Annotated in this window: 24 protein-coding genes; 6 read left to right on the top strand and 18 right to left on the bottom strand. The window is 66.6% G+C overall.

All coding sequences use genetic code 11. The features are described 5' to 3' along the window. Positions 1-86: 86 nt before the first annotated feature. The gene (locus C8J30_RS11010; protein ID WP_110805902.1) at positions 87-1,487 is read left to right on the top strand and encodes a diguanylate cyclase; all 1,401 of its coding nucleotides are present in this window, start codon (positions 87-89) and stop codon (positions 1,485-1,487) included. A gap of 52 nt (positions 1,488-1,539) precedes the next feature. On the opposite strand, the gene C8J30_RS11005 is transcribed toward C8J30_RS11010, so the two are convergent. The 4 genes from C8J30_RS11005 to C8J30_RS10990 all read right to left on the bottom strand — a co-directional run bounded on the left by C8J30_RS11005 (position 1,540) and on the right by C8J30_RS10990 (position 3,791). Then, positions 1,540-2,100 (bottom strand): periplasmic heavy metal sensor, encoded by a 561-nt coding sequence (locus C8J30_RS11005; RefSeq protein ID WP_110805901.1) that lies wholly within the window; start codon positions 2,098-2,100, stop codon positions 1,540-1,542. A 19-nt stretch (positions 2,101-2,119) separates the two neighbouring features. Further along, positions 2,120-2,506 (bottom strand): hypothetical protein, encoded by a 387-nt coding sequence (locus C8J30_RS11000; RefSeq protein ID WP_146227896.1) that lies wholly within the window; start codon positions 2,504-2,506, stop codon positions 2,120-2,122. Continuing rightward, positions 2,499-3,083 (bottom strand): RNA polymerase sigma factor, encoded by a 585-nt coding sequence (locus tag C8J30_RS10995; protein WP_110805899.1) that lies wholly within the window; start codon positions 3,081-3,083, stop codon positions 2,499-2,501. Before C8J30_RS10995 ends, C8J30_RS11000 begins: the two co-directional genes overlap by 8 nt. A gap of 78 nt (positions 3,084-3,161) precedes the next feature. Beyond that, on the bottom strand, positions 3,162-3,791 hold the full coding sequence (locus C8J30_RS10990; RefSeq protein ID WP_245909774.1) for an EF-hand domain-containing protein: 630 nt from the start codon (positions 3,789-3,791) through the stop codon (positions 3,162-3,164). Between the two features lie 172 nt (positions 3,792-3,963). Between C8J30_RS10990 and C8J30_RS10985 the strand changes: the two genes are divergently transcribed. Beyond that, positions 3,964-4,662, top strand: a complete 699-nt coding sequence (locus tag C8J30_RS10985) for an NUDIX hydrolase (protein WP_110805898.1) — start codon at positions 3,964-3,966, stop codon at positions 4,660-4,662. A gap of 2 nt (positions 4,663-4,664) precedes the next feature. On the opposite strand, the gene C8J30_RS10980 is transcribed toward C8J30_RS10985, so the two are convergent. The 8 genes from C8J30_RS10980 to putA all read right to left on the bottom strand — a co-directional run bounded on the left by C8J30_RS10980 (position 4,665) and on the right by putA (position 13,564). Then, on the bottom strand, positions 4,665-5,180 hold the full coding sequence (locus tag C8J30_RS10980; protein ID WP_110805897.1) for a lipocalin/fatty acid-binding family protein: 516 nt from the start codon (positions 5,178-5,180) through the stop codon (positions 4,665-4,667). Further along, on the bottom strand, positions 5,168-5,512 hold the full coding sequence (locus C8J30_RS10975; RefSeq protein WP_110805896.1) for a hypothetical protein: 345 nt from the start codon (positions 5,510-5,512) through the stop codon (positions 5,168-5,170). The genes C8J30_RS10980 and C8J30_RS10975 overlap by 13 nt, the downstream gene beginning before the upstream one ends. After that, on the bottom strand, positions 5,490-6,536 hold the full coding sequence (locus C8J30_RS10970; protein ID WP_110805895.1) for an aldo/keto reductase: 1,047 nt from the start codon (positions 6,534-6,536) through the stop codon (positions 5,490-5,492). The genes C8J30_RS10975 and C8J30_RS10970 overlap by 23 nt, the downstream gene beginning before the upstream one ends. A gap of 69 nt (positions 6,537-6,605) precedes the next feature. Further along, entirely contained in the window at positions 6,606-7,256 is a 651-nt protein-coding gene (locus C8J30_RS10965; RefSeq protein ID WP_110805894.1) for an aminotransferase class IV, read from the bottom strand. Then, positions 7,196-8,326, bottom strand: coding sequence for an aminodeoxychorismate synthase component I (locus tag C8J30_RS10960; protein ID WP_110805893.1), 1,131 nt, complete (start codon positions 8,324-8,326; stop codon positions 7,196-7,198). Before C8J30_RS10960 ends, C8J30_RS10965 begins: the two co-directional genes overlap by 61 nt. A gap of 57 nt (positions 8,327-8,383) precedes the next feature. Then, a complete protein-coding gene (locus tag C8J30_RS10955; protein ID WP_110805892.1) occupies positions 8,384-9,532 on the bottom strand; it encodes a CaiB/BaiF CoA transferase family protein in 1,149 nt (382 codons plus the stop codon). Positions 9,533-9,624: 92 nt separating this feature from the next. Continuing rightward, complete coding sequence (gene pccA, locus C8J30_RS10950) at positions 9,625-10,113, bottom strand: cbb3 -type cytochrome c oxidase assembly copper chaperone PccA (RefSeq protein WP_110805891.1); 489 nt, start codon at positions 10,111-10,113, stop codon at positions 9,625-9,627. 67 nt (positions 10,114-10,180) lie between these two features. Further along, the gene (gene putA / locus C8J30_RS10945; protein ID WP_110805920.1) at positions 10,181-13,564 is read right to left on the bottom strand and encodes a bifunctional proline dehydrogenase/L-glutamate gamma-semialdehyde dehydrogenase PutA; all 3,384 of its coding nucleotides are present in this window, start codon (positions 13,562-13,564) and stop codon (positions 10,181-10,183) included. A gap of 109 nt (positions 13,565-13,673) precedes the next feature. Between putA and C8J30_RS10940 the strand changes: the two genes are divergently transcribed. After that, positions 13,674-14,138, top strand: a complete 465-nt coding sequence (locus tag C8J30_RS10940; protein ID WP_110805890.1) for an Lrp/AsnC family transcriptional regulator — start codon at positions 13,674-13,676, stop codon at positions 14,136-14,138. 2 nt (positions 14,139-14,140) lie between these two features. Here C8J30_RS10940 and selD read toward each other — a convergent pair whose 3' ends face one another. Further along, a complete protein-coding gene (selD, locus tag C8J30_RS10935) occupies positions 14,141-15,205 on the bottom strand; it encodes a selenide, water dikinase SelD (protein ID WP_110805889.1) in 1,065 nt (354 codons plus the stop codon). 195 nt (positions 15,206-15,400) lie between these two features. On the opposite strand from selD, the gene C8J30_RS10930 reads away from it, so the two are divergent. After that, positions 15,401-16,261 (top strand): universal stress protein, encoded by an 861-nt coding sequence (locus C8J30_RS10930; protein ID WP_110805888.1) that lies wholly within the window; start codon positions 15,401-15,403, stop codon positions 16,259-16,261. 26 nt (positions 16,262-16,287) lie between these two features. Here C8J30_RS10930 and C8J30_RS10925 read toward each other — a convergent pair whose 3' ends face one another. Further along, on the bottom strand, positions 16,288-16,761 hold the full coding sequence (locus C8J30_RS10925) for a hypothetical protein (RefSeq protein ID WP_110805887.1): 474 nt from the start codon (positions 16,759-16,761) through the stop codon (positions 16,288-16,290). Between the two features lie 436 nt (positions 16,762-17,197). On the opposite strand from C8J30_RS10925, the gene C8J30_RS10920 reads away from it, so the two are divergent. Then, a complete protein-coding gene (locus C8J30_RS10920) occupies positions 17,198-17,635 on the top strand; it encodes an RbsD/FucU family protein (RefSeq protein ID WP_110805886.1) in 438 nt (145 codons plus the stop codon). An 84-nt stretch (positions 17,636-17,719) separates the two neighbouring features. On the opposite strand, the gene C8J30_RS10915 is transcribed toward C8J30_RS10920, so the two are convergent. The 4 genes from C8J30_RS10915 to C8J30_RS10900 are packed head-to-tail and all read right to left on the bottom strand — an operon-like array spanning position 17,720 to position 22,450. Further along, positions 17,720-19,189, bottom strand: a complete 1,470-nt coding sequence (locus tag C8J30_RS10915; RefSeq protein ID WP_110805885.1) for an FGGY-family carbohydrate kinase — start codon at positions 19,187-19,189, stop codon at positions 17,720-17,722. Then, a complete protein-coding gene (locus C8J30_RS10910; RefSeq protein ID WP_110805884.1) occupies positions 19,186-20,148 on the bottom strand; it encodes a transketolase family protein in 963 nt (320 codons plus the stop codon). Before C8J30_RS10910 ends, C8J30_RS10915 begins: the two co-directional genes overlap by 4 nt. Further along, positions 20,148-20,972, bottom strand: coding sequence for a transketolase (locus C8J30_RS10905; protein WP_110805883.1), 825 nt, complete (start codon positions 20,970-20,972; stop codon positions 20,148-20,150). The genes C8J30_RS10910 and C8J30_RS10905 overlap by 1 nt, the downstream gene beginning before the upstream one ends. Positions 20,973-20,983: 11 nt before the next feature. Next, the gene (locus C8J30_RS10900) at positions 20,984-22,450 is read right to left on the bottom strand and encodes an L-fucose/L-arabinose isomerase family protein (RefSeq protein WP_110805882.1); all 1,467 of its coding nucleotides are present in this window, start codon (positions 22,448-22,450) and stop codon (positions 20,984-20,986) included. A gap of 353 nt (positions 22,451-22,803) precedes the next feature. Here C8J30_RS10900 and C8J30_RS10895 point away from each other — a divergent pair, with 353 nt between their 5' ends. Then, positions 22,804-23,745: a D-ribose ABC transporter substrate-binding protein gene (locus C8J30_RS10895; protein WP_110805881.1), complete on the top strand. Its 942-nt coding sequence runs from the start codon at positions 22,804-22,806 to the stop codon at positions 23,743-23,745. Positions 23,746-23,807 lie beyond the last annotated feature (62 nt).

The following is a 23,807-nucleotide window of genomic DNA, read 5'->3' as shown; positions in this document are numbered from 1 at the left end:
TCACTCCCGAAATTGAAAGAGTTTGTTAACCTTTGGGTAGCCATGATAAGGTCTATGGGCGGCAGGTTAAAGGAGCGGGACAGTTCATGGCAGGGAAAATCCTGATCGTGGACGATGTGGCCACGAATCGGATTGTACTGAAGGTGAAGCTCTCGGGCGCTCGGTACGAAACGGTTCAGGCTGGCACGGGGCAGGAAGCTCTGCGTCTGGTGACGCTGGAGCAGCCTGATCTTGTTCTGCTCGATGTGCAACTTCCTGACATCAGCGGCATCGAAGTCTGCCGTCGGCTCAAATCCAACCCTCTGACCCGGAACTTGCCGGTGATCATGGTCACGGCCTTCCCCTCGCCCGAAACCCGGCTCGAGGCGCTGCGGGCCGGGGCCGATGATTTCATCGTCAAACCGTTCGAGGAACTCACCCTTCTCGCCCGGCTGCGCTCGCTGATGCGGATGCGCGAAACCGACGAGGAATTGCGGCTGCGCGAAAGCACCTGCCACGAGCTTGGCTTCACCGAGCCGCCGATGCCGCTGGTCGAGCCGCCGGCGGTGATCTGCCTTGTCGCGCCCGATCGCGAAACCTGCGTCGGCTGGAAGAATGCGATGTCGCGCTTCCTGCCGCATGACACCCTGCATGTGCTCGACTACAACGAGGCCCTCAGCGCCGCGCTCGAGATGCCGCAGCCCGATGCCTATGTGATCTCGGCCGATCTTGCCCGCCCGGGCGAGGGGCTGCGCCTGATGTCGGAACTGCGCTCGCGGCCCGGCTCGCGCCATGCGGTGATCTGCATTGCGGTGCGCGAAGGCGCGCGCGAAACCTCGGCCGTGTCGCTTGATCTTGGGGCCTCAGACCTGACGCCGGTGAAGCTCGCCGATCCCGCCTTTGCGGAAGAGGCGGCGCTGCGGCTGCGCACCCATATCTCGCGCAAGCGTCGCCATGACCGCCAACGCGCCCGGGTGGCCGATGGCCTGCGCCTTGCCCTCGTCGATCCGCTGACCGGGCTTTACAACCGCCGCTATGCGATGCCCCATGTCGCGCGGCTGGCGGAACGCTCGCGCCACAGCGGGCGCAGTTTCGCGGTGATGGTGCTCGACATCGACCGCTTCAAATCGGTGAACGACACCTATGGCCATGCCGCGGGCGACCGCGTGCTGATCGAGGTGGCGCGCCGGCTGTCGATGAACCTGCGACAGGTCGATCTGGTCGCCCGCGTCGGCGGCGAAGAATTCCTGATCGCCATGCCCGAGACCACGATCGATGCCGCCCGCGCGACGGCAGAACGGCTGTGCCGGGTGATGGAGGAAACGACCTTCGACCTTGGCGAGGGGCATCTGTTGCGCATCACCGTCTCGATCGGGCTTGCGCTTGGCGGTGGCCATAGCGGCTCCGGCTCGGTGGATCAGGTGATCAATCAGGCCGACCATGCGCTGATGGCCTCGAAGGCCGAGGGGCGCAATCAGGTGAAGATCTTCAAGCTTCCCGCCGCCTGATCACCGACACCCCAAAACCAAAACCCCGGCGCGGCGGCCGGGGTTTCTCTTTTCAATCGTCATGATCGGGCGGCCCACCCGGCCCGCCGCCGCGCTCTTCGAGACGTTTCGAAAACCGCTCGACGCCATGGCGCAGCCGCTCGACGAACCGCTCGCGCTGCTTCGGCGTCATGGTCTGCAGCCGCTCCAGCATCAAGGTCTCGCCGATATCCATCCGCTTGAGCGTGCGCGCGCGCATGTCGGCCAGCACCGCCTTGACGCCCGCCGCATCGAAAGGATCGGCCTTCAGCGCCGCCTCGAGCCGCGAGAAATCCGATTGCACCGCCGCCTGCATCGCCTGGAAATTCGCCCCCCGCCCCTCGGCCGCCAGTCGCATCGCCTGCCGGTCCTCGCGGTTGAAGGCGCCGCCCAAGGGCCCGAAGGTCATCATCTCCGCGCCCCGATCCAGACCGGGGGGCGGCGGCTGCATCCGATGCGCGATCACCCCGCCGACGACGGTGCCAAGCACAAGGAAGTTCAGCGTGACCGAGCCGATGAAGGCGAATTTCATCCAGCCGCGCAGGCCTATTCGGGGCGCGGGCTCCACCGGCGGTGGCGTCGTCTCCATGCTCATCCTGCACACTCCCCTTGCATCATTGCGTCACCGCCAGCGCCAGCACATCGGCATCGGGCAGGTAGCTGTCGGCCTCGGCGGTGACGGCGCTGCCCAGCCCCACCGCCTGCACCAGCGTCGGCGCCCCGGCGAGCCCGATCCAGAGCCCGGCCACCATCGCCGTCGCCATGCCGCCCGCCATCCCGCCCAGCGCCGCCCAGCCGCCCACGGCCGCCACGAGCGTGGCCACCAGCCCCCGCCGCTTCGGCGCCTGCCGCAGCACGGGCGGCGCGGCGAACCGCGCCTGCTCGGCCAGACCCTGCGCCGCAAGCCGGGTCAGAAACGCCTCGGACGGCTCCGGAGCCGCAGCCCGCGCCGCGCGGAAGAACCGTTCCAGATCCAGATCGTCTTCCCGACCGTCAGTCATGGCCATACCCCAATTCCGCCCGACGCGGCGCAAGCAGCTGCGCCAGTGTCCGTTTTCCCCGCGCCGTCAGGCTTTCGACCGCCTCGACGCCAATCTCCATCGCCACCGCGATCTCGGGGTTTGTCAGCCCCTCGAGATGGCGGAGCACCACCGCCTGCCGCTGCCGCGCCGGAAGCTGCGCCAAGGCCAACTCCAGCGCCTGCGCACGGTCGGTCTCGATCATCACCTCCAGCGCCGAGGCCGCGCCATCGGGCAGCTCGGGCGCCTCATCGAGGCCAACACCGCGCCGCCGCCGTAGCCGGTCCGTCGCCAGATTGGTCACCACCCGGTAGAGCCAGGTCGAGACCTTGGCCTCGCCCGTGCGCCACTCGGGGGCGATCTTCCACAGCCGCAACAGCGCTTCCTGCGCCAGATCCTCGGCCTCGGCCCGGTCCCCCAGCATCCGCACCGCCAGCCGATAGGCCAGCGGGCCGAGCCGCTCCACCAGCGCACGCGCCGCCGTCCCGTCGCCGTTGCCATAAAGCACCAGCAGGGTCTCGTCGGACAATGCACGGGTCTCGTCGAATGCCATCTCCATCGGTCCCAAGGACTAACGCCAATCCCTCTTCACGGCAACCGCGGCCCCCCGGGAGCGGAGGGCCGCCGCTCTCGTCGCTCAGTTCTGCGCCGGAGGTTGCCCCGGGGCGAACATGCCCTGACCGCGCGGGCCGTGATCTTTCGGGCCATGATCGCCGTGGCGGTCGTGCATCCGTTCCATCATCTTCGCCCGCATCGCCTCGCGCGCCTGCGCCAGTTCGGCATCCGTCACCACGCCATCGTCATTCGCGTCGATCCGGTCAAAGAGCCGCGCCGGGCCGGGCGGCACCATCATCTCGGCCGCCGACAGCTTGCCGTCGCCATTGGCATCCTGCGCCGCGATCCGGTCCTTGACCCGTTCCTCGATGCGCGATTTTTCCATCGCCAGATCGGCCGCGATCATCTCGTCGGCGCTCAGCAACCCGTCGCCATCGGCGTCGATCCCCCTGACCCGCTCGGCCCGACCGGCCTGCACTTCGGCCATCGTCACCTTGCCGTCGCCGTCCTTGTCGAACGCCTTCAGATCGAATTGCGGCCAGGGCTGCCCCATCGGTCCCATCGGCCCCATGCCATCCGGCCCCATCATCGCGGGCCCACCGGCCGCCGGCGGTGCGGGCGGAGCTTCCTGCGCGCTTGCCGGCAGCGCCACGCTCAGCGCAACGCCCGACACCAGCGCCGCCATCATCGTCGTTTTCAGGATCGATTTCATCTTCGTCACTCCTTGTCGCGGCCCTGTTCCCGCCGCAGATGATACCCAAACGGGGCAGCACGGAAATTCCGTCGCGTCTCGCAAAGGCGTGATGACGCTGTGATCGGACCTGCCCCCTTTCCCCGACGCAAAGGCTGCGGTTAGACTGCGCAAAACCCAGACGCGAGGCCCGATGACCGCCGCCGATCCCCAGCCCGACAAATCCGCCCTGCGCGACGCCGCCACCGTGATCGTGCTGCGCCGCGACCTGCCCGCAGGCCCGTCGGTGCTGATGGGCATGCGCGGCGCCGGGGCGGCCTTCATGCCCTCGAAATACGTCTTTCCGGGCGGGGCGCTCGATGCCGCCGACGCCGCCGTGCCACTTGCCCGCCCCCTGCCCGCGCGCGAGGCCGCACGGCTTGCGCTCGATGCGCCCGAGGGGATCGCCCCGGCCCTTGCCGTCGCCGCGATCCGGGAACTGTGGGAAGAAACCGGCCTGATCCTCGGCACCGAAGCCGCGTGGCAGGGACCGGTGCCCGAAGATTGGCAGGGCTTCGCCGCCAGCGGGCATTGCCCCTCGGCCGCGGGGCTGCGCTTCGTCTTTCGGGCGATCACCCCGCCCGGCCGTCCGCGCCGCTTCGATGCGCGGTTCTTTCTGGTCGATGTCGGCGAAATCGCCTCGGACCCGGATGATTTTTCGCGCGCCTGCGATGAACTCAGCCACCTGCACTGGGTGCCGCTGACCGAGGCAAGGGCGCTCGCCCTGCCCTTCATCACCGAAGTCGTGCTGACCGAGGTGCAGGCGCTGCTCACCTACCCCCGGTCAGAAACCGCCTCGATCCCGTTCTTCGACAACCGCGGCCCGCGCGCGACCTTTGCCCGGCTCGGCTGATCTCAGCCGCCGATCCGTTTCAGATCGTAGCCATTGAAATCAAGCACTTCGCGCGCCGCTGCGATCAGATCGCCGCGCGCCTTGCCCGGCCGCACCAGCACCACCGCCCAATCGCCCGAGGGCGTGCCCAGCGCGGCAACCCGGTAATCCTGATCGACCCACAGCACCCAGATCGGCTCGCGCCCATAGCCCTTGTCCGGCGCGAACCGCCCGCCCGGGCCGGTCAGTGCCGCCTGCCCCTTCAGCACCGCAGGCACCGTTCCCGAGCAATCGACCCCCGAGAGCGCATAGCTCCCGCGCCCGTCCCAGCGCCAGCCTTGCGTCGCCCCGCCACAGCGCGGCGTCGCACTCATCGCCACCTGCCACTCGCCGCCGAACCGCGCCGGATCGAACAGCACCGCCGAGGTGATCATCGCTTTCGGATCGCGGATCGACCCCGCGGGCTCGGGCGCCTTTTGCCCGCAGGCGGCCAGAGCCAGAAGCCCGGCCAGAAACCCGGCACATATCACTCGACGCATTGGTTCACCTCTATTCCGCCCTCGGTCAGCACGGCGTTGCAGCCCAAAAGCGGCTTGGCCGGGGCACATGTCATGGAGCGCGCCAGACATTCCCCGTCACACTCCGTACGGCTGTGACAGGATTTGCCCGCATCCTTGGTGCGCGTGATGCAATATTCCATCTTGCCAAGCCGCGCCCATTGCCCGCCCTTGCCCTCGCAGGCGGCACGGGCCTCGGCCACGGCTTCCGGCCCGCCGCCCTGCAACTTGCCGCTCTCGCCGCCCGGCTTGCAGGCGACAAGGGCAAGCAAAAGCAGAACCGCCAGCGCCTCAGAACGGCATCGGATGGCCATGATGCACCCTCTCGATCGTACTCAGCAGCGTCTTGTCGAGCCCAAGCCCCGCCGCATCGAGCGACTTTTCCAACTGCGCGACCGAGGTCGCCCCGATGATCGGCACCACCGGGAAGGGCCGCTGCAGCACCCAGGCCACCGCCATCGTCACCGGATCGAGCCCCGCCTCGCGCGCAAGGCCCACATAAAGATCGGCGATCTCGAAGGCCCGCGGATTGGACCGCCCGCCCAACTCGCGATTGATCGACCGACGCGAGCCCTCGGGCACGGCCCCGCCCGAATATTTGCCGCTCAGCATCCCGGTCGCGAGCGGCGAATAGGCGAGCAGCGTGATCCCCTCATGCACGCCGACCTCGGCCAGATCGGTGTCGTACAGCCGGCACATCAGCGAATATTCGTTCTGCAGGCTCGCCACGCGCGGCCCATGCCCCGCCTCGGCAAGCCGCAGCGCCGTCATCACGCCCCAGGCGCTGTCATTCGACAGGCCGAAATGCCCGATCTTGCCCTCGCCGCGCAGCACGGCGAGCGTTTCGAGACAGGCGCAGAAATCTTCCTCGATCTTGGCCTTGCCCGGCTGTTTCGTCGCGTCGAACTTCCAGTTCTGCCGGAAATGGTAATCGCCGCGGTTCGGCCAGTGGAATTGATAAAGATCGATGTGATCGGTCTGCAGCCGCCGCAGCGAGCCCTCGACCGCCGTGCGGATCGTCGCGGGGGTGATCGGCCCGCCGTCGCGCACGGCCTTCATCGCGGTGCCCGCGATCTTCGAGGCCAGCACGACATCGTTCCGCCGTCCGGTCTTGACAAACCAGGTCCCGATGATCTCCTCGGTCCGGCCGACGGTTTCGGCGCTGATCGGGTTGACCGGGTAAATCTCTGCGGTGTCGATGAAATTCACCCCACGATCGAGCGCCAAATCGATCTGCGCATGGCCCTCGGCTTCCGTGTTCTGCGTGCCCCAGGTCATCGACCCCAGACACAGCTCGCTCACCATCACACCGGTGCGACCCAGTTCCACTTTCCGCATGTTGCCCCCTTGAGTTGGCGCTAACCCTGCCACAGCGCGGGGGAATTTGGAATCCCTCTCGACTGCGCTTCAGATCACTTCCGCCGGAACCAGCCCGCGCAAGGCATTGCCCAGAAAGAACCGCCCCTCGGTCAGATCGGACCAGCGCAGCACCGCTTCCCGCGCGCGGCCGGTGGCAATCAGCTTCGCCCGCAGCACGCCCGGCAACGCCCCGCAAGCCAACGGCGGCGTCCACAGAAGATTGTCGCGCCACAGAAAGACAGTGGTGATCGTGCCCTCGACCACCTCATTGCGTTCATTCAGAAAAATCGCCTCGTCCCAGCCCTGGGGCAACGCGGCCCGGGTCAGGTCATAGAGATGCCGCTCGGTCGATTTCACCTGCCGCCACGGATCGTCCGAGGCCACGCGCCCCTCGGCCAGCCCCACCCGCCACAAAGATTTCGCCTTCGGCAGCGGCGCCGTCGTCATCTCGGGCACGCCATCCAGCCCCACCGTCAGCCGCAGCCGCAGCGGGTCCGAGGCGCTGACAGTCTCGATCATCTGCTCGACCCGCCACAGGTCGCAATCGATGCCCAGCTTGCGACAGCCCGCCTCGAGCCGCGCCATGTGATGCAGGATCAGCGCCACCCCTTCGCGGGGCGCCCAGAGCATCGTCTCGATCAGCCGCACGCCTTCGGGGGCGCTGTCACGAAGGCCGCCTTGCTCAGTGCTTCCGCCCATTCCGACACCCCCTCGCTGTCATGCACCACCCCGCCGCCGACGTTCAGCACCGCCTCGCCCTGACGCAGGGTCAGGCTGCGTATGGCCACGTTGAACGCCATTCCGCCCGTCGGTGCAAGCCAGCCGATGGAACCACAATAAACGCCGCGTTGACCCGGTTCGAGTTCGTGAATGATCTGCATCGCGCGGATCTTCGGCGCGCCCGTGATCGAGCCGCAGGGGAAAAGCGCCTGACATATCTCTTCGAAATCAAACCCTTGCCGGACCTGCGCCGTCACGGTCGAGGTCATCTGATGCACCGTTGCATAGGTCTCGATGTCGTAAAGCGCGGGCACCTTGACCGATCCGACCTCGGAAATCCGGCTCAGATCGTTGCGCAGAAGATCGACGATCATCAGGTTTTCGGCGCGATTCTTCTCGGACGCCCGCAGCCACTCCGCCGCCTGCGCATCCGCCTCGGGCGTCGCCCCCCGCGCCACAGTGCCCTTCATCGGCCGCACCGTCGCCCGGCCCTCGGCATCAATGGCGAAGAACAATTCGGGCGAGCGCGACAGGATCGCGAAACCCTCGGCCTCGACCAACACCCCATGACCGACCGGTTGCGCCGCCTTCAGCCGGGCGTAAAGCGCGCGCGGATCGGCGTTGCAGCGGGCCCGCAGCGGAAAGGTCAGGTTGATCTGATAGACATCGCCCGCCGCGATATAGTCCTGCACGCGCGCAAAGGCCTGCAGATAGTCGGCCTGCGTGACGGCAGGGGAAAACTGCGGTGCCTCAGCCGCGGGCGGCACGTCGGGCAACGGCGCCTCGGGCGCGTCATAGACACCAAACAGCATCAGCGGCACATCGCGCGCCTCGGGCATAAGGGGCGCGAGTTTCGCCGAAAAGGCATATCCGAGCTCATAGCTCAGCAGCCCCGCAAGCCATTTACCCGCGGAACGCGCTTCGGCAATCGCGGCAAAGGCCGGGCCGATCTCGGCCATGCTATCGGCCCGGATCACCGAAACAGGCCGCGCAAATCGCGCGGCCCGACCCTCAGGACCGTGGTCAAATTCGAAACTCAGGCTGGCCACGTCTCCCTCGCGCTCGCTCCGCCCCAATAAAGCGGGGTTTTGCCGCGCGGCAATGCCTCAACCGACAGAAAAATGCCACGTACCGTCACCAAGCGCCGGGCTGGCCTTGTCCAGCGCCAGATCCGAGCGCGAAAAGACGATCGGCGTGCGCAGACCGGCGACGCCCTCGGGGGCGATCTTCATCCCCCGCGCCGCGATCTGCGGCTCGGCCAAAGCCTCGGCCACGTCATTGATCGGCCCGCCGGGAATGCCAGCGGCTTCCATCGCCGCGATCAGATCGGCTTTCGGCCGGGCCGAGGTGACCTCGGCGATGCGCGCGCAAAGTGCCTCGCGATGCGCCACGCGACCAGCATTGCTGGCATAGTCCGGGTTACTGGCTTCCTCGACCAGCCCCAGCATGGTGCAGAGCGCCTGAAACTGCCGATCATTGCCGCAGGCGATGATGAAATGCCCATCCGCGGCCGGAAACACCTGATACGGAACGATATTCGGATGCGCATTGCCCAGTCGATGCGGCACCATCCCGCCCAGAAGATGGTTCATCGCCTGATTGGCAAGCACCCCCACGCCGCAATCGAGCAGGCTCATGTCCACATGTTGCCCACGCCCCGAGCGCGCCCGCTCGGCCAAGGCCGCCTGCACCCCGATCACGCCATAAAGCCCGGTGAAGATGTCGATCCAGGCGACGCCGACCTTTTGCGGCTCGCCGCCCTTCGGCCCGGTCAGATCCATGATCCCGCACATGCCTTGCACCAGAAAATCATAGCCCGGTTGCGCCGCGCGCGGCCCGGTCTGCCCGAATCCGGTGACCGAGACATAGACCAGTCCGGGGTTCTCGACGGCAAGGCTCTCGTAATCGAGACCGAACTTCTTCAACCCGCCAAGCTTGAAGTTCTCGATCACCACATCGGCCTCGGCAATCAGCCGTTTCAGCCGCGCCAGATCGTCAATGTTCGAAAAGTCACATATGATCGAGGTTTTTCCCCGATTTGCGGCCTGAAAATAGGCCGCGACGGTTTCAAAAGTGCCATCGGGCCGCAGCCGCTCGATGAAGGGCGGACCCCAGCGACGGGTGTCGTCGCCCTCGGGGGCTTCCACTTTTACAACCTCGGCGCCCAGATCGGCCAGAACCTGGCCGATCCACGGACCGGCGAGTATCCGCGCCAGTTCCACCACCTTGAGCCCCTTGAGCGGCGCATCGGACATCGGACCCTCCCTTGCTGGGATCTTCCTAGCCCGAGGCGGCGGCCAAATCGACCGCCGTTTTCACCGCCGCATATGCCTTTTGCGCATGGATCTCAGGGGGTCATCTTGTGGCCAGACATGTCGGGCGCCTTGCCCGCCGTCGTCACCATGAATTCCACCGGCACCTTGCCCGCATGTTCGAAGACCAGCGTTCCGGGCACCAGCACCCCTTCCGCGATCGGTGCGGTCAGCCCCATGAACATCACATGCAGCCCGCCCGGCGCGAATTTCACCGTGGCCCCGGCGGGAACATCGACGCCCTCGACATGCACCATCCGGGTCACGCCGCTCGCATCGGTCTCGCTCGTGTGCAGCATCGCCGACGAGGCGAAATCGACCTCGACCGCGGTCAGCCGATCGGCGCTGTCGCCCGCGTTGACGATGGTGAAATAGCCCGCCGCCGCCTGCGCCCCCTGCATGACCGCCGGGATCGACGGGTGAATGATCGTCAGCGCCCCGGCATGCGCCTCGTGCGCCTGAACCGAGACCGGCGCCAGCGCCAGCACCAGCGCGCAAAGTTGCGCCGCAATTCCCTTGATCATCGTCTTCTCCCTTGATCGCGCCCGCGGGCGGTGCCGCAAAATGCCGCAGGCGGGCGCAAAGGGCAAGTCACCCCGCCAGCAAAGCGGCGTTGCCGCCCGCCGCGGTGGTGTCGACACAGAGATGCCGCTCATGCGCGACATGGGCCAGATCGGGCCGCGCGGTTATGAGCGGCACCAGCGGACCGGGCCGCGCCGCCAGCGCTTGAGCATAGGCACGGCCCATCTCGGCCTCGCCCCACCACAGCACAGCGGCCAGCGGCTCCGCCGTGCCCAGCGCCTTGGCCGCGACGGCCCCGGTCGCCTGCACCGCCTGCCCGCCCAACACCGCGACCGCCGCCGCCTGCGCCGCGGCCGCCTCAGGCCCCGGCCCGAGGCAAAGGACCGGCCCCCGCACATGCCGCGTCAGACGGTTCAGCTCGCCCGTCGGACCGGGCAGGAACAGCTCGCCCAGCAGCGTTTCGACCGCTTCGGGCAGCACGGGCGTCACCGCCTGCGTCCAAGCCCCGGTCGCCACGACCGGTTCCGGCGCATAGAAGCGGCCCAGATACAAAGGCCCGCCCGCCTTCGGCCCGGTGCCCGAAAGCCCCTCGCCGCCGAAAGGCTGGCTGCCCACCACCGCGCCAATCTGGTTGCGGTTCACATAGATATTGCCCGCCCGGATCGTCTCGGCCACGGTTTCGACACGGGCATCGATGCGCGAATGCAGACCGAAGGTCAGCCCGTAGCCGCGCGCATTGATCGCCGCGATCACTGCAGGCAGGTCATCGGCGGCGAAAGTTGCAAGATGCAAAACCGGACCGAAGATTTCGTGCGACAGATCGGCAATGCCGGTCACTTTCAAGAGCGCGGGGGCGACGAAATGCCCGCCCGCAGGCGCGGCGGTGCGATGCAGGATGCGCCCCGCATTTTGCGCCAGATAGGTCTCGATCCCGGCCTGCGCCTCGGCGTCGATCACCGGGCCGACATCGGTCGACAACCGCCAAGGATCGCCCAGAACCAGTTCGTCCATCGCGCCTTTCAGCATCGCGATCACATGGGGGGCGATGTCTTCCTGCACATACAGGCAGCGCAGCGCCGAGCAGCGTTGCCCGGCCGAACGGAAGGCCGAGGCGACGACATCGCGCACCGCCTGTTCGGGCAGCGCGGTGCTGTCGACGACCATCGCATTCAACCCGCCGGTTTCCGCAATCAGCGGCGTGCCCGGCGCCATATGCGCGGCCATCGCGCGGGCGATGATCTGCGCGGTCTCGGTCGAGCCGGTGAAAACGACGCCCTTGATGCGCGGATCGCGGGTCAGCGCGGCACCGACCGTGGGGCCATCACCCGGCAAAAGTTGCAGCGCCGTCGCCGGAACTCCGGCCTGATGCAGCAGCCGCACCGCCAGCGCGGCGATCACCGGGGTCTGTTCGGCGGGCTTCGCCAGCACCGCATTGCCCGCCATCAAAGCGGCCGCGATCTGGCCGGTAAAGATCGCGAGCGGGAAGTTCCACGGGCTGATCGCCACCACGGGGCCACGCGGGGCCCGCGTGTCGGACGTGCCCTCGGCCGCATAATAGCGCAGGAAATCAACGGCCTCGCGCAGTTCGGAAATCGCATCGCCGAGCGTCTTGCCCGCTTCGCGCGCCAGTGCGGCAAAGATCGGACCGAAGTTTTCTTCGTAGAGATCGGCGGCACGGCTCAGCACCGCCGCGCGCTCCGCCGCGGGGGCAGACCAGACCCGCGCCGCGTCAAGCGCCACCGCCACCGTTGCCGCATCCGCCTCGGTCACCCGCGCGACGACCGCGCCGGTGGCCGGGTTCACCACGTCCCGCGACCCGCCCGAGACCGGCCCCGCCACGATCGGCGCGGCGTCCGGCAGCGTCACGGTCCGCGCCGTCTCGATCCGCGCCAGAACCTCGGGGTCGCTCAGATCGAAGCCTTGCGAATTGACGCGATCCGACCCGAACAAAGCCGCAGGCGCCAGCAGCCCGCGCGGCGCCCGGGCCGTGGCCAGCGCCGCAAAAGGACAAGCGGCGACCTCACTCGGCGGCACGCTTTCATTGACGATCTGGTTCACGAAAGACGAGTTCGCGCCGTTCTCCAAGAGCCGCCGCACCAGATAGGCGAGCAGGTCGCGATGCGCCCCCACCGGAGCGTAGATCCGGCAGCGCCCGCCGGTCTCGCGCAGCACGATATCATGCAGCCGCGCGCCCATCCCGTGCAGGCGCTGGAACTCGTAAGGCCGCCCCGCCGCCATCTCCAGCACCGCCGCCACCGTATGCGCATTATGCGTCGCAAATTGCGGATAGAGGCAATCGCTCAGCCCGAAGAGCTTCGCGGCAAGGCAGATATAGGCGACATCGGTGCCGGTTTTCGAGGTGAAGAGCGGAAAGCCCGGATGGCCCTCGACCTGCGCGCGCTTCATCTCGGAATCCCAATAGGCGCCCTTCACCAGACGGATGTTGATGCGCCGCCCGCTCGCCCGCGCCATCGCGGCGAGCGCGTCGATCGCCGCCCCCGCGCGCTTGCCATAGGCCTGCACGACGGCGCCAAAGCCCTGCCAACCCGCGGTCTCGGGATCGGCCATCACCGCTTCGATCACGCGCAGCGACAGCGCCAGACGGTCCTGTTCCTCGGCATCGATATGCAGCGCAATCCCCGCCGCCGCCGCCGCCCGCGCCAGATCACGCACGACCGGGACGAGTTCGGCCATCACCCGGGCCTCCTGCGCCACCTCGTAGCGGGGATGCAGCGCCGAAAGCTTGATCGAAATCCCCGGATTGGCCGCGATCGAGCCCTTGGTCGCCGCCTTGGCGATCGACGCGATCGCCTGCGCATAGGCGACACGATAGCGTTCGGCATCGGCGGTGGTCAGCGCCGCCTCGCCCAGCATGTCATAGCTGAAGGTATAGCCCTCGCTCTCGCGTTTTTCGGCGCGTTCAAGAGCCTTTTCAATGGTTTCGCCCAGAACGAATTGACGGCCCATCTCGCGCATCGCCTGCCCCACGGCGGCGCGGATCACCGGCTCGCCCAGCCGCCGCATGGCGCCGCGCAGCGTGCCCGCAAGGCCGCCCGCGCCATCATCGAGCACCTTGCCCGTCAGCATCAGCGCCCAGGTCGAGGCATTGACCAGCGACGAGGCCGCCGTGCCCAGATGCTTGCCCCAGTCCGACGGCGCGATCTTGTCCTCGATCAGCGCGTCGATCGTGGCGTTGTCGGGCACGCGCAGCATGGCCTCGGCCAGACACATCAGCGCCACGCCCTCGCGCGTCGAAAGCCCGTATTGCGCCAGGAAATGCTCCATCAGGCTCGGCTTCGCTTCGGCCCGGATCCGCGCGACCAGATCGGCGCCGCGCGCGGCGATCCGGTCAAGCTGCGCCTGCGGCAGCGCGGCCTGCGCGACGAGCGCCTCAAGAACCTCGGCCTCGGGGGCGAATTTGGCCTGCGGGCCAAGAGCGGAAAGGTCGGTCATGGTCGGGAACTCCTTGGGCGTTTCCCCGATCATATCATTGGGCCTCTGGACGATGTGACTATTGAAATCCATAATTGCAGTCCATCGGACCAAAGATAGGGCCAAAGACATGACCGACCCGCTTGACGCCACCGACCGGCGCATCCTGCACGAGCTTTGCGCCAATGCGCGGATTCCGGTCACGGAACTCGCCCGCAAGGTCGGGCTGTCGAAAACCCCAGTCGCGGCGCGCATCCGCGCGATGGAGGAGATGGGGCTGATCACCGGCTACCGGGCGATGCTCTCGCCAATCCAGCTCGGCCTGATCCATGTCACCTATGTCGAGGTGAAGCTGAGCGACACACGGCAGAAGGCGCTCGAGCAGTTCAACGCCGCCGTGCGCGAAATCCCCGAGGTCGAGGAATGCTACATGATCGCGGGCGGCTTCGATTACCTGCTGAAGGTGCGCAGCCACGACATCGCGGAATACCGCAAAATCATGGGGGAAAAGCTTTCGGCGCTGCCGCATGTGGCGGCAACCTCAAGCTATGTGGCGATGGAAGCGGTGGTCGAGCAGAACAGCCCGACGCTTTGAACTCAGACGATGCGCAGCCGCGGGGTGGCGCTTTCCGCAAGCACCCGGCCAATCGGCGCGGCATGATCGAAGCCGTGACGACGGAAGGTCGAGAGAACCGCCTCGACCGCGTCCGGCGCACAGGCGACGAGCAACCCGCCGGAGGTCTGTGGATCGGTCAGCAACCCGCGATCGAGATCCCCCAGATCGGCGGGCAGATCGATCCCAGCGCCATAGCTCGCCCAGTTGCGCCCCGAAGCCCCGGTCAGATGGCCCTCGGCCGCGGCCTCCATCACGCCCGGCAGTCGCGGCACCGAGGCCCAGGAAATCTCGATATCGCAGCCCGATCCGCGTGCCATTTCAAGACCATGACCGCCAAGACCAAAGCCCGTCACATCGGTCATCGCATGCACGGCCGCCATCTCGCCCAGATCGGCGCCGGGGGTGTTCAGCTGCGTGACCGAGGCGATCAGCTCGGCCTCGCCCGAGGGCGGCAGCTGGCCCTTTTTCAGCGCGCCCGACAGGATGCCGACGCCGAGCCGCTTGCCCAGCACCAGCACGTCACCCGGCCGCGCCCCGGCATTGGTCTTGACCCGATCGGGATGCACGAGGCCCAGCGCCACCAGCCCGTAGATCGGCTCGACGGAATCGATCGTATGCCCGCCCGCCACCGGAATGCCCGCGGCGGCGCAGACCTCGGCCCCGCCTTTCAGGATCGCGCCGATGGTGCGCTCGGACAGAACCTTGATCGGCATGCCGACGATGGCCAGCGCCAGAATCGGCCGCCCGCCCATGGCGTAAACGTCCGACAGCGCATTCGTCGCGGCGATGCGGCCGAAGTCGCGGGCATCATCGACGATCGGCATGAAGAAATCGGTCGTCGCCACCAGCGCCTGCGTGTCATTGAGCCGCCAGACCGCCGCGTCATCGGCGGTGGCAATGCCCACCATCAGCTCCTTCGGCACCAGCGGCACGGTGGTATCGGAGAGGATCCGCTCCAACACCCCGGGGGCGATCTTGCAGCCGCATCCGCCGCCATGCGAAAGCGAGGTCAGCCGGGGCTCGGGCTGCGGGGCGGTGTCGGTCATCGCGAACTCCTTGGTCGCAGAAATGGCGCGCTTTATAGGCTCATGCCGTCGCGGGGCCAAGCATGATTGCGCAAAACCTGTCGCAGGACCCCGTCGCAGCTTGGATTTTCCGCCAAAGCCGTGTATCCGGCGGCGCGGCCCCGGTGTGGGCAGAGTCGCGAGGCGCCCCTGCGGGGAAAGCCGTCAGGAGGACAGATGACCGGGAAGATCGTCGCATTCGTCGATGGCTCGATCTACGCCACGAGCGTGTGCGATCATGCGGCGTGGATTTCCAAGCGCACAGGCGCGCCGGTGCAGCTCGTCCATGTGCTGCGTCCCTCGCCCTCGGGCGCGACCACGCTGGACGATCCGGCGGAACCCGCGCCGCTGGGCGCGCGCAGCGGCGTGATGGAAGAACTCGCGGCGCTTGATGCGCAGCGCGCGCGGCTGATGGCGGCGCATGGGCGCGCGCTGATCGACGACGCCCGGGTGCTGCTCGAAAAAGCCGGTGTGGCGGAGATTTCCGCCGAATTGCGGCAGGGCGATCTGCTGGCGACAGTGCACGAGTTCGAGCCCGAAGCGCGGGTGATCCTGCTTGGCAAGCGCGGCGAGGAAGCCGATCAGGCGATGGATCATCTGGGCGCAAACCTTGAACGCATCGTGCGCTCCTGTTCGCGGCCGGTCTTCGTCGCCTCGCGCGCCTTCAAGCCGATCGAGCGGGTTCTGATCGCCTATGACGGTGGGGTCTCGGCGATGAAGGCGGTCGATCACATCTCGCGCAGCACGCTGTTCCCCGGGCTCTCGGTGCAGATCGCCGCGGTCGGTCAGGGGACGCCCGAGGTGAAGAAGGGCCTTGAGACCGCGCAATCGATGCTGGCGGCGGCAGGCATCTCGGCCGAGACCACGGTTCTGGCGGGCCAGCCCGAGGCGGCGCTGCGCAAGCTCGCCGAAGACGAGAAATTCGATCTGCTGGTGATGGGGGCCTATGGCCATTCGCGCATCCGCAGCCTGATCATCGGCTCGACCACAACGGCCACGATGCGCGCCTGCAAGGTGCCGGTGGTGCTGATCCGCTGATCCGCTGATCCGCCGAAGCGGCGGGGCTAACAGGCCCGCACCACCTCGCGCAGCTCGGGCGAGGCCACTTTTTCGGCACTGCAGCGGCACGCGGCAAGGTCCGCCACCCGCCGTTGCGGCGACGTCGCATCCGCCGGTCGCTCGGGCGGCATGACATCGGCGACGAACTGCGCGAGCTGCAGCACCTTCTCGGCCATCTCCCAATGCGCTTGCGCGGCTTCCTCGGGGTAAAGCAAGGCAACATTGCGCCGCGCCACAATCTCGCGGCACAGGTCGCGACTGGTGTCAAAGCCCGGCTGGCAATGGCAGCTTTGCCGGTGCAACGACAACAGCAGAGATCCCTCGACCATGCCCGGCGTCGCCCCCGCGCCGCAGCGCATCAGCCATGTCACCAGAATTTCCTCGGCCATGGCCATGATCCGGTCAAGGCGCGGCAAGGGTTCGCGCCCCACCAGCCCGGCCTCGAGCCGTGCGACAATCTCGGCAAAGGGTCCGGTCATCCGCAGGCCTCCGATGCAGAGGCAGACACAACCCCAGATTGCTTCTTCTGGAAGTGAAACGTCATCTCAGGCTCCTCCCCGGGCTGATCATGGTCGCGACATCGCAGATGGTGCGCGCAATTGGCCTTCGGTTTCTGTCGGCTTTCGGCCTTTCCGAACCGTTCTGGCCCGGCCTTTCGAAGTCCCTGGCCCCTGCCTCGACCGCGCTCAACACCGGGCGGGCGGATGCTCTCTTGTACCCCGGGCAAAAGTTAACTCGCCCCTAGGGTGAGTCAAGGTCACTCACCAACCCACCGATTGTCAAAGGAATTCGTTGCTGCGGCGCGGCACCGCAAAGCGCGTCGCAGCGTCGCACAAACGCTTGCACTTTGCCCGGCCGAGGTCTTTGATCGCGGCGGGACTGGCCCCGTGCCGCCCGCGAACACAAGGTGATACCATGCTGAAGAACATCGACCCGATCCTGACGGCGGACCTGCTTTACACGCTGCGCGCCATGGGCCACGGCGACGAGATCGTGATCGTCGACGCCAATTTCCCCGCCGAAAGCTGCGCGCAGGAGCTGATCCGCATGCCCGGCCTGAGCGCGACTCAGGTGATGGATGCGATCCTGTCGGTGATGCCGCTCGATGATTTCGTGCCGGAAGCCGCCTTCCACATGGAAGTGGTGGGCGATCCCACGGCCGAGCAGCCGATCTTCGCCGATTTCCGCGCCATTCTCGCCAAGCACGAAGGCCCGGCGGCGAAGCTGGGCCGGGTCGAGCGCTTCGATTTCTACGCCCGCTCGAAACAGGCCTTTGCGATCGTCGCGACGGGCGAGACCCGGCTTTACGGCTGCCTGATCCTGAAAAAGGGCGTGATCCGTCCGACCGCCTGAAAAGGAACCGCCCGCAAGGCGAGCTTGCGGGCGGTTACACTCCCACGGCGCCACGGGGGAGGAGATTGGGCGCCCGGGAATGGCTCAGGCAGGCAGCGACGCCTGCGCGATGGCATGGGCCCAGGACCTGCGCAGCTGCGCGCGATCGGCGGGTTTCAAGGCAGGCTCGAACGGCGGTTTCGGCGCGGCAAGCGGCAGAGCATGGCCAAGCGCCGCCATCGCCATCGCAGCCACGCCCATCGCGCCCACCTCTTCCAGCGCCGCGACCTGAACCGGGCGGCCGATCAGATCGGCCTGCAACTGCATCAGGAAGTCATTCCCCGAAGCCCCGCCATCGGCCGAAAGCGCGGCGAGCGGGTGGCCGATATCGGCCTGCATCGCCTCGAAGACATCCGCGATCTGCTGCGCGATGGCCTCAAAGGTCGCGCGCGCCAGATGCGCGGGTCCGGTCGCATGGCTCATGCCGGTCAGCGTGCCGCGCGCGGCGTCGTTCCAATGCGGGGCGCCAAGGCCTGCCAGCGCCGGAACAAAGGTCACACCGCCCGCATCGGGCACGCTTTGGGCAAAGACCGACAGCGCGCGGGCATCCTCGAAGCCGAGGATCTTCGCCATGAAGGCCGCCGCCTGCGCGGAAACGGTGATGTTGCCCTCCAGCGCGTAAGCCGTGCCGGTGCGATCGGTCCAGCCGATCGTGCCCGAGAGCCCGTGGCTTGACGTCACGCGCCCGGGTGTCAGCGTCATCAGCGACGAGCCGGTGCCATAGGTCGCCTTCACCGCGCCGGGGCTGCGCACGCCATGGCCGTAAAGCGCGGCATGGCTGTCGCCCATCATCGCCTGAATCGGGACGCCCGCAGGCAGCGCCGTCGCCCCTGCGGCGGTGACCCCGAACAGGCTGTCCGAGGGCAGCGGTTGCGGCAGGCAATCGACCCGCACGCCAAAGATCGCCGCCAGCTCCGGCGAGAAGCTCAGCGTGCGCGTGTCAAACAGCAGCGTGCGCGAGGCATTCGAGTGATCGGTCGCATGCGCGGCGCCCCCGGTCAGGTTCCACAAAAGCCAGGCATCGACCGTGCCCGCCCTGAGCCGTCCAGCGTCTTGCGCCGCAGCCACGGTCGGGATGTTGCGCAACGCCCAAGCCAGTTTCGTCGCCGGAAAGAGCGGGTTCAGTCCCAGCCCCGTCGCCGCCTCGACCGCCGGGCCGACGCCCGTCGCGGCGAGCGCCGCGCAATCGTCGGCCGTGCGACGGCATTGCCAGATCATCGCCGGGCAAAGCGGCTTGTGGGTCACCGCATCCCACAGCACCAGCGTCTCGCGCTGGTTCGCGATGGCGATGGCGTCGACCCCAAGACCCGGGGCAAGGCCCGCGACCGCCTCGGCAATCGCGCCCTGCACCGAGGCCCAAAGCGCCTCGGCCGATTGTTCCGCCCAGCCCGACTGCGGATAGCTGGTCGTCAGCGGGGCCGAGGCGCGGGCCAGCACCGCTCCATCCGGGCCGACGATCAGCACCTTGGTGTTCGTCGTGCCCTGATCGATGGCGAGAACCCGCGGCCCGTTCATTTTGTCACCCGCGCCAGAACCTTGCGCACGGCGGCCGAGATGCCCGCAACCGACAGGCCGTATTCCTCGAACAGCCATTCGGTCGAGCCGGTGACGACAAAACCCGGGAAGCCGAGCCGTTCGACCGGCACCGGGCATTCGCCCGCGGTGATTTCCGCCACCGCGCCGCCCAGCCCGCCGCGGACCGAGGCTTCCTCGACCGTGACGATGGCGCCGGTTTCGCGGGCCGCTGCCAGAATGGCATCGACATCGATGGGATTGATCGTGGCCATGTTTAGAACCCTTACCGAAAGGCCCTTGTCCGACAGCTTGTCCGCCGCTTCCGCCGCAAGATGCACTGTCGTGCCGCAGGCGATGACCGTCACATCCGAGCCCTTGCGCACCACCTCGGCCTTGCCGGGGGTGAAGGTGCGGCCCGGAATGTCGAGATCGGGCACCGGCATCCGCGACAGCCGCAGATAGACCGGGCCGTCATGCTCGGCCGCCCATTTCACCGCCTGCGCCGTTTCCCAGGCATCGGCGGGGGCAATGGTGGTGATGGTCGTCAGCACGCGAAGCCAGGCGAAATCCTCGATCGAATGGTGCGTCGCGCCCAATTCGCCGTAAGCCACGCCCGAGGATTGACCGACCAGCTTCACGTTGAAATTCGCGTAAGCCACATCGGCCTTGACCTGCTCGAGCGAGCGCCCGGTCAGGAAGCAAGAGGCGGCCGAGACGAAGGGGATACGCCCCCCGTTCGCCAGCCCTGCGGCGACGCCGACCATCAGCTGTTCGGCAATGCCGACGTTGATCAGCCGATCGGGGAATTTCTTCTGAAAGCCGTTCAGCTTCGACGAGCCGACCGAGTCGTTCACCACGGCGACGATGCGCTCATCCTCGGCCGCGAGGGCTTCGAGCGTTTCCACCCAGGCGTTGCGGCAGTCGGCCAGACCGGCCTTGACGGGTCCAACATGCGACATCACACCAACTCCTTCATCGCTTGCGCGAATTGCGCATCATCGGGCACGCCGTGGTGCCATTTCGCCTGATTTTCCATGAAGGACACACCTTTGCCCTTCACCGTATTGGCAATCACGCACAAGGGCTTGCCGCGGCCCTTGGGCGAGGCCGAGAGCACGTCGTAAAGCGCACCCAGATCATGACCATCGACCACCGCGACCTCGAAGCCGAAGGCGCGGTATTTGTCGTCCATCGGGTCCATGCCCGTGGTGTCCTCGGTCGATTGGCCCTGCTGCAGCCGGTTGCGGTCGATGATCAGCGTCAGGTTTTCCAGCTTGCGGAAGCCCGCGGTCATCGCCGCTTCCCAGTTCGAGCCTTCCTGCTGTTCGCCGTCACCGGTCAGAACGAAGGTGCGATAGTCCGCCCCGGTCAGCTGCCCCGCAATCGCGATGCCGGTGGCGACCGGAAAGCCGTGACCCAAGGGCCCGGTGTTCGTTTCGATCCCCGGCAGGTAGTTGCGGTTCGGGTGGCCGTTCAGCTTCGAGCGCGGCTGCATGTAGGTCTGCAGCCAGCCTTCCGGGAAGTAGCCCGCCGCGCAAAGCGCAGAGTAAAGCGCGCCCGTCGCATGGCCCTTCGACATGATGAAGCGGTCGCGTTCTGCCCATTCGGGGCGGGTCGCGTCATAGCGCATCACCCCGAAATAGAGCGTCGCCAGAATGTCGATGGCGGAAAAATCGCCACCCGGATGGCCAAGCTGTGCCTTGTGCACCATCGAAAACGCGGTCCGGCGCATCCAGAGCGCCTTTTCGCGAATGAGGGTCACGGTTTCGGTTTTCGGGGTCATGACGTCCTCTGTCAGAAACGGTGGGGAACGAAGAGCTGCGGCTCGGGCTCGCCCCCGTGGTGGTAGATCGGCCAGCCGAGGTAACGGACCACGGCCTCGTTCAGAACGTCCGCCACATGGCCGCGCACCATTGCAACGTGGTGTTCAAAGCCGTTGTGAGAGACGAATTTCATCAGCTTGCGCAGCTGCGGCACATGGGCGACGGCGATGCCGCCATCCATGCCGAAGGGATCGTCGGTGAACTCCCCCTGCCCCAGATAGCATTTCATCGTGCCGTTGCGGTCATCGGTCGAGAGCCGGAAATAGGTCATCGGACCGGCTTTCACCTTGCCCTTGACCGCGCCGAAGCATTTCGCCCGGCCGATGGTTTCACCCAGCACATCAAGCTCGCCGATTTCCGGCGTGTCGCCGATGAAGCTCTTCGGATAGTTGCCGCAATGGGTGCAGACGCATTTCTCCGGCTCGGTGCCGTAGTTGTTGTTCCAGTCAAGCAGCGCCGAAGGCTGACCCGAGGCGAGCGCCAGCGCATACATCGAGACCGCGCCGATCACGTCGACCTCGCAGGCCGAGGGCATCAGCTCTTCGCCCATCATCGACATGGTCACGCAGGTGGCGCAGCCGAAATTGTCCTGCAGCGAGCGCCAGCATTGAATGGCCGAGGCATCGCAGCCGTTTTCGGCGATCCAGCGGTTCACGGCGAGGGTCCATTTCGCCTGCTTCAGGATCTGGCCGGGCTGGATATGCGCCGGGATCTTGCCATAGGCTTTCAGCTTCATCAGCTTCGCCGCCAGATCCGGGTCGGCGTCGTCAATGGCGCCCGCCTGTTGCAGCAACTCCGACAGATCGGCCGTGACGACGGTCATGCCGCTCGCCTGCAAGAGCTTTTCGGAAAAGCGCATGGTCTGGAACGGGCTCGTCCGCGCGCCGATCGCGCCGATGCGGGCGTTTCTCAGCCCCCGCACGGTGCGGCAGATGCGGGCGAAGCGCTCAAGGTCAGCCCCGAACTCTTCGCCCCCGGTGTCGCATGTATGAGTGGTGGTTTCCGTGAATGCGACACCGTATTGCCAGAAGTTGTTCGCGACCGAGAACTTGCCGCAGAAGGCGTCTCGGCGCGAATGCACATCGACCTTGCCGATCTCGTCGTTCGACGCCTGCAGCAGGATCGGCACGTTCAGCTTCGTGCGGTTGACCAGTTCGGCCACCGCGATTTCATCGCCGAAGTTCGGCAGGCAGATCACCAGACCGTCTATCTCATCCCGGTGAGCCTTGAAATGCTTGGCATAAAGCTCGGCATCGGCAATCGACTGCACCGCGCCATTCGCCGTCGCCTCATAGGGCAGGATCACCGCATTGACGCCCAGACGGGCCAGCTGCGCCAGAACCTCGTCGCGCGCATCCTTGCAGGGCGCAGGGCTGAAAAAGGCGCGGCTGCCGATCACCACGCCCAGCGTGACCTTGCGGTGGATATGCTGGCTCATGTCTCTCCTCCCGACATTCGCTGCCCCGCTGCGGCCGTTTTGTGCGCATCGCGGGTTGCTTTCGATTACTTTCGATTTCTTCGTTTTACTACGAGTCGCCGCTTTTACGCAAGCGCCGGTATGCGCGAAGAGTGAACAAACTAACCCCCTGAGATTGCAGTGCATTCGCAGAAAATCACGCCGCAGCGCCGCGTCATGCGCAAACATTCATGGCGCAGAATGTGATTATTGCGAAAGCAAGCGAAATAATCGAAAGCGAAACGAAAATACTTGACGACAATCGAGAGCGAGGCGCAGGATCACAGCCGGGGAGTCGCCCCCGGTCGGGGGGCGCGCGACAACGGAGGATACCCATGAACGTGAAGAGACGCCTTCTGGTGTCGGCGATGGCCGTCGCCATGGCCGGTGTGATGCCGAGCTTTGCCGCCGCGGCGGACACCATCGCCATCATCACGCCGAGCCACGACAACCCCTTCTTCAAGGCGGAAGCCGACGGGGCCGCAGCGAAGGCCAAGGAACTGGGTTATGACACCATGGTTCTGGTGCATGACGACGACGCCAACAAGCAGTCGGAACTGTTTGACAGCGCCATCGCCGCGGGCGTGAAGGCCATCGTGCTCGACAACGCGGGCGCCGATGCGACCGTTGCCGCGGTGCAAAAAGCCAAGGATGCGGGGATCCCGTCGTTCCTGATCGACCGCGAAATCACCGCCTCGGGGATCGCGGTCAGCCAGATCGTGTCGAACAACTACCAGGGCGCGCAGCTGGGCGGTGAAGAATTCGTCAAGCTGATGGGCGAAAAGGGCGATTATGCCGAGCTTCTGGGCAAGGAATCCGACACCAACGCCGGGATCCGCTCGCAGGGCTATCACGACATCATCGACCAGTATCCGGACCTGAAACTGGTGGCGAGCCAGACTGCGAACTGGTCGCAGACCGAAGCCTACACCGTGATGGAATCGATGCTGCAGGCGCACCCGGAAATCAAGGGTGTGATCTCGGGCAACGACACGATGGCGATGGGCGCCTGGGCCGCGCTCGAAGCGGCTGGCCGGACCGATGTGGTCGTGGTGGGCTTCGACGGCTCGAACGACGTGCGCGACTCGATCAAGAAGGGCGGCATCAAGGCCACCGTCCTGCAACCGGCCTATGCACAAGCGCAGATGGCGGTCGAGCAAGCTGACAAATTCCTGAAAACCGGTTCGACCGGCGTCGAGGAAAAACAGCTGATGGATTGCGCGCTGATCAACGCCGACAACGCGGCGAAGCTTGAAACCTTCGCGCTGTCGAACTGATCGAAGAACGTCCCCGGCGCGCCGATATCCCTCGGCGCGCCGGATTCCAAAGGATCCACGGC

The sequence above is a fragment of the Rhodobacter viridis genome, assembly GCF_003217355.1.
Classification (GTDB): domain Bacteria; phylum Pseudomonadota; class Alphaproteobacteria; order Rhodobacterales; family Rhodobacteraceae; genus Rhodobacter; species Rhodobacter viridis.
This window is presented reverse-complemented; position numbering and strand designations above follow the sequence as displayed.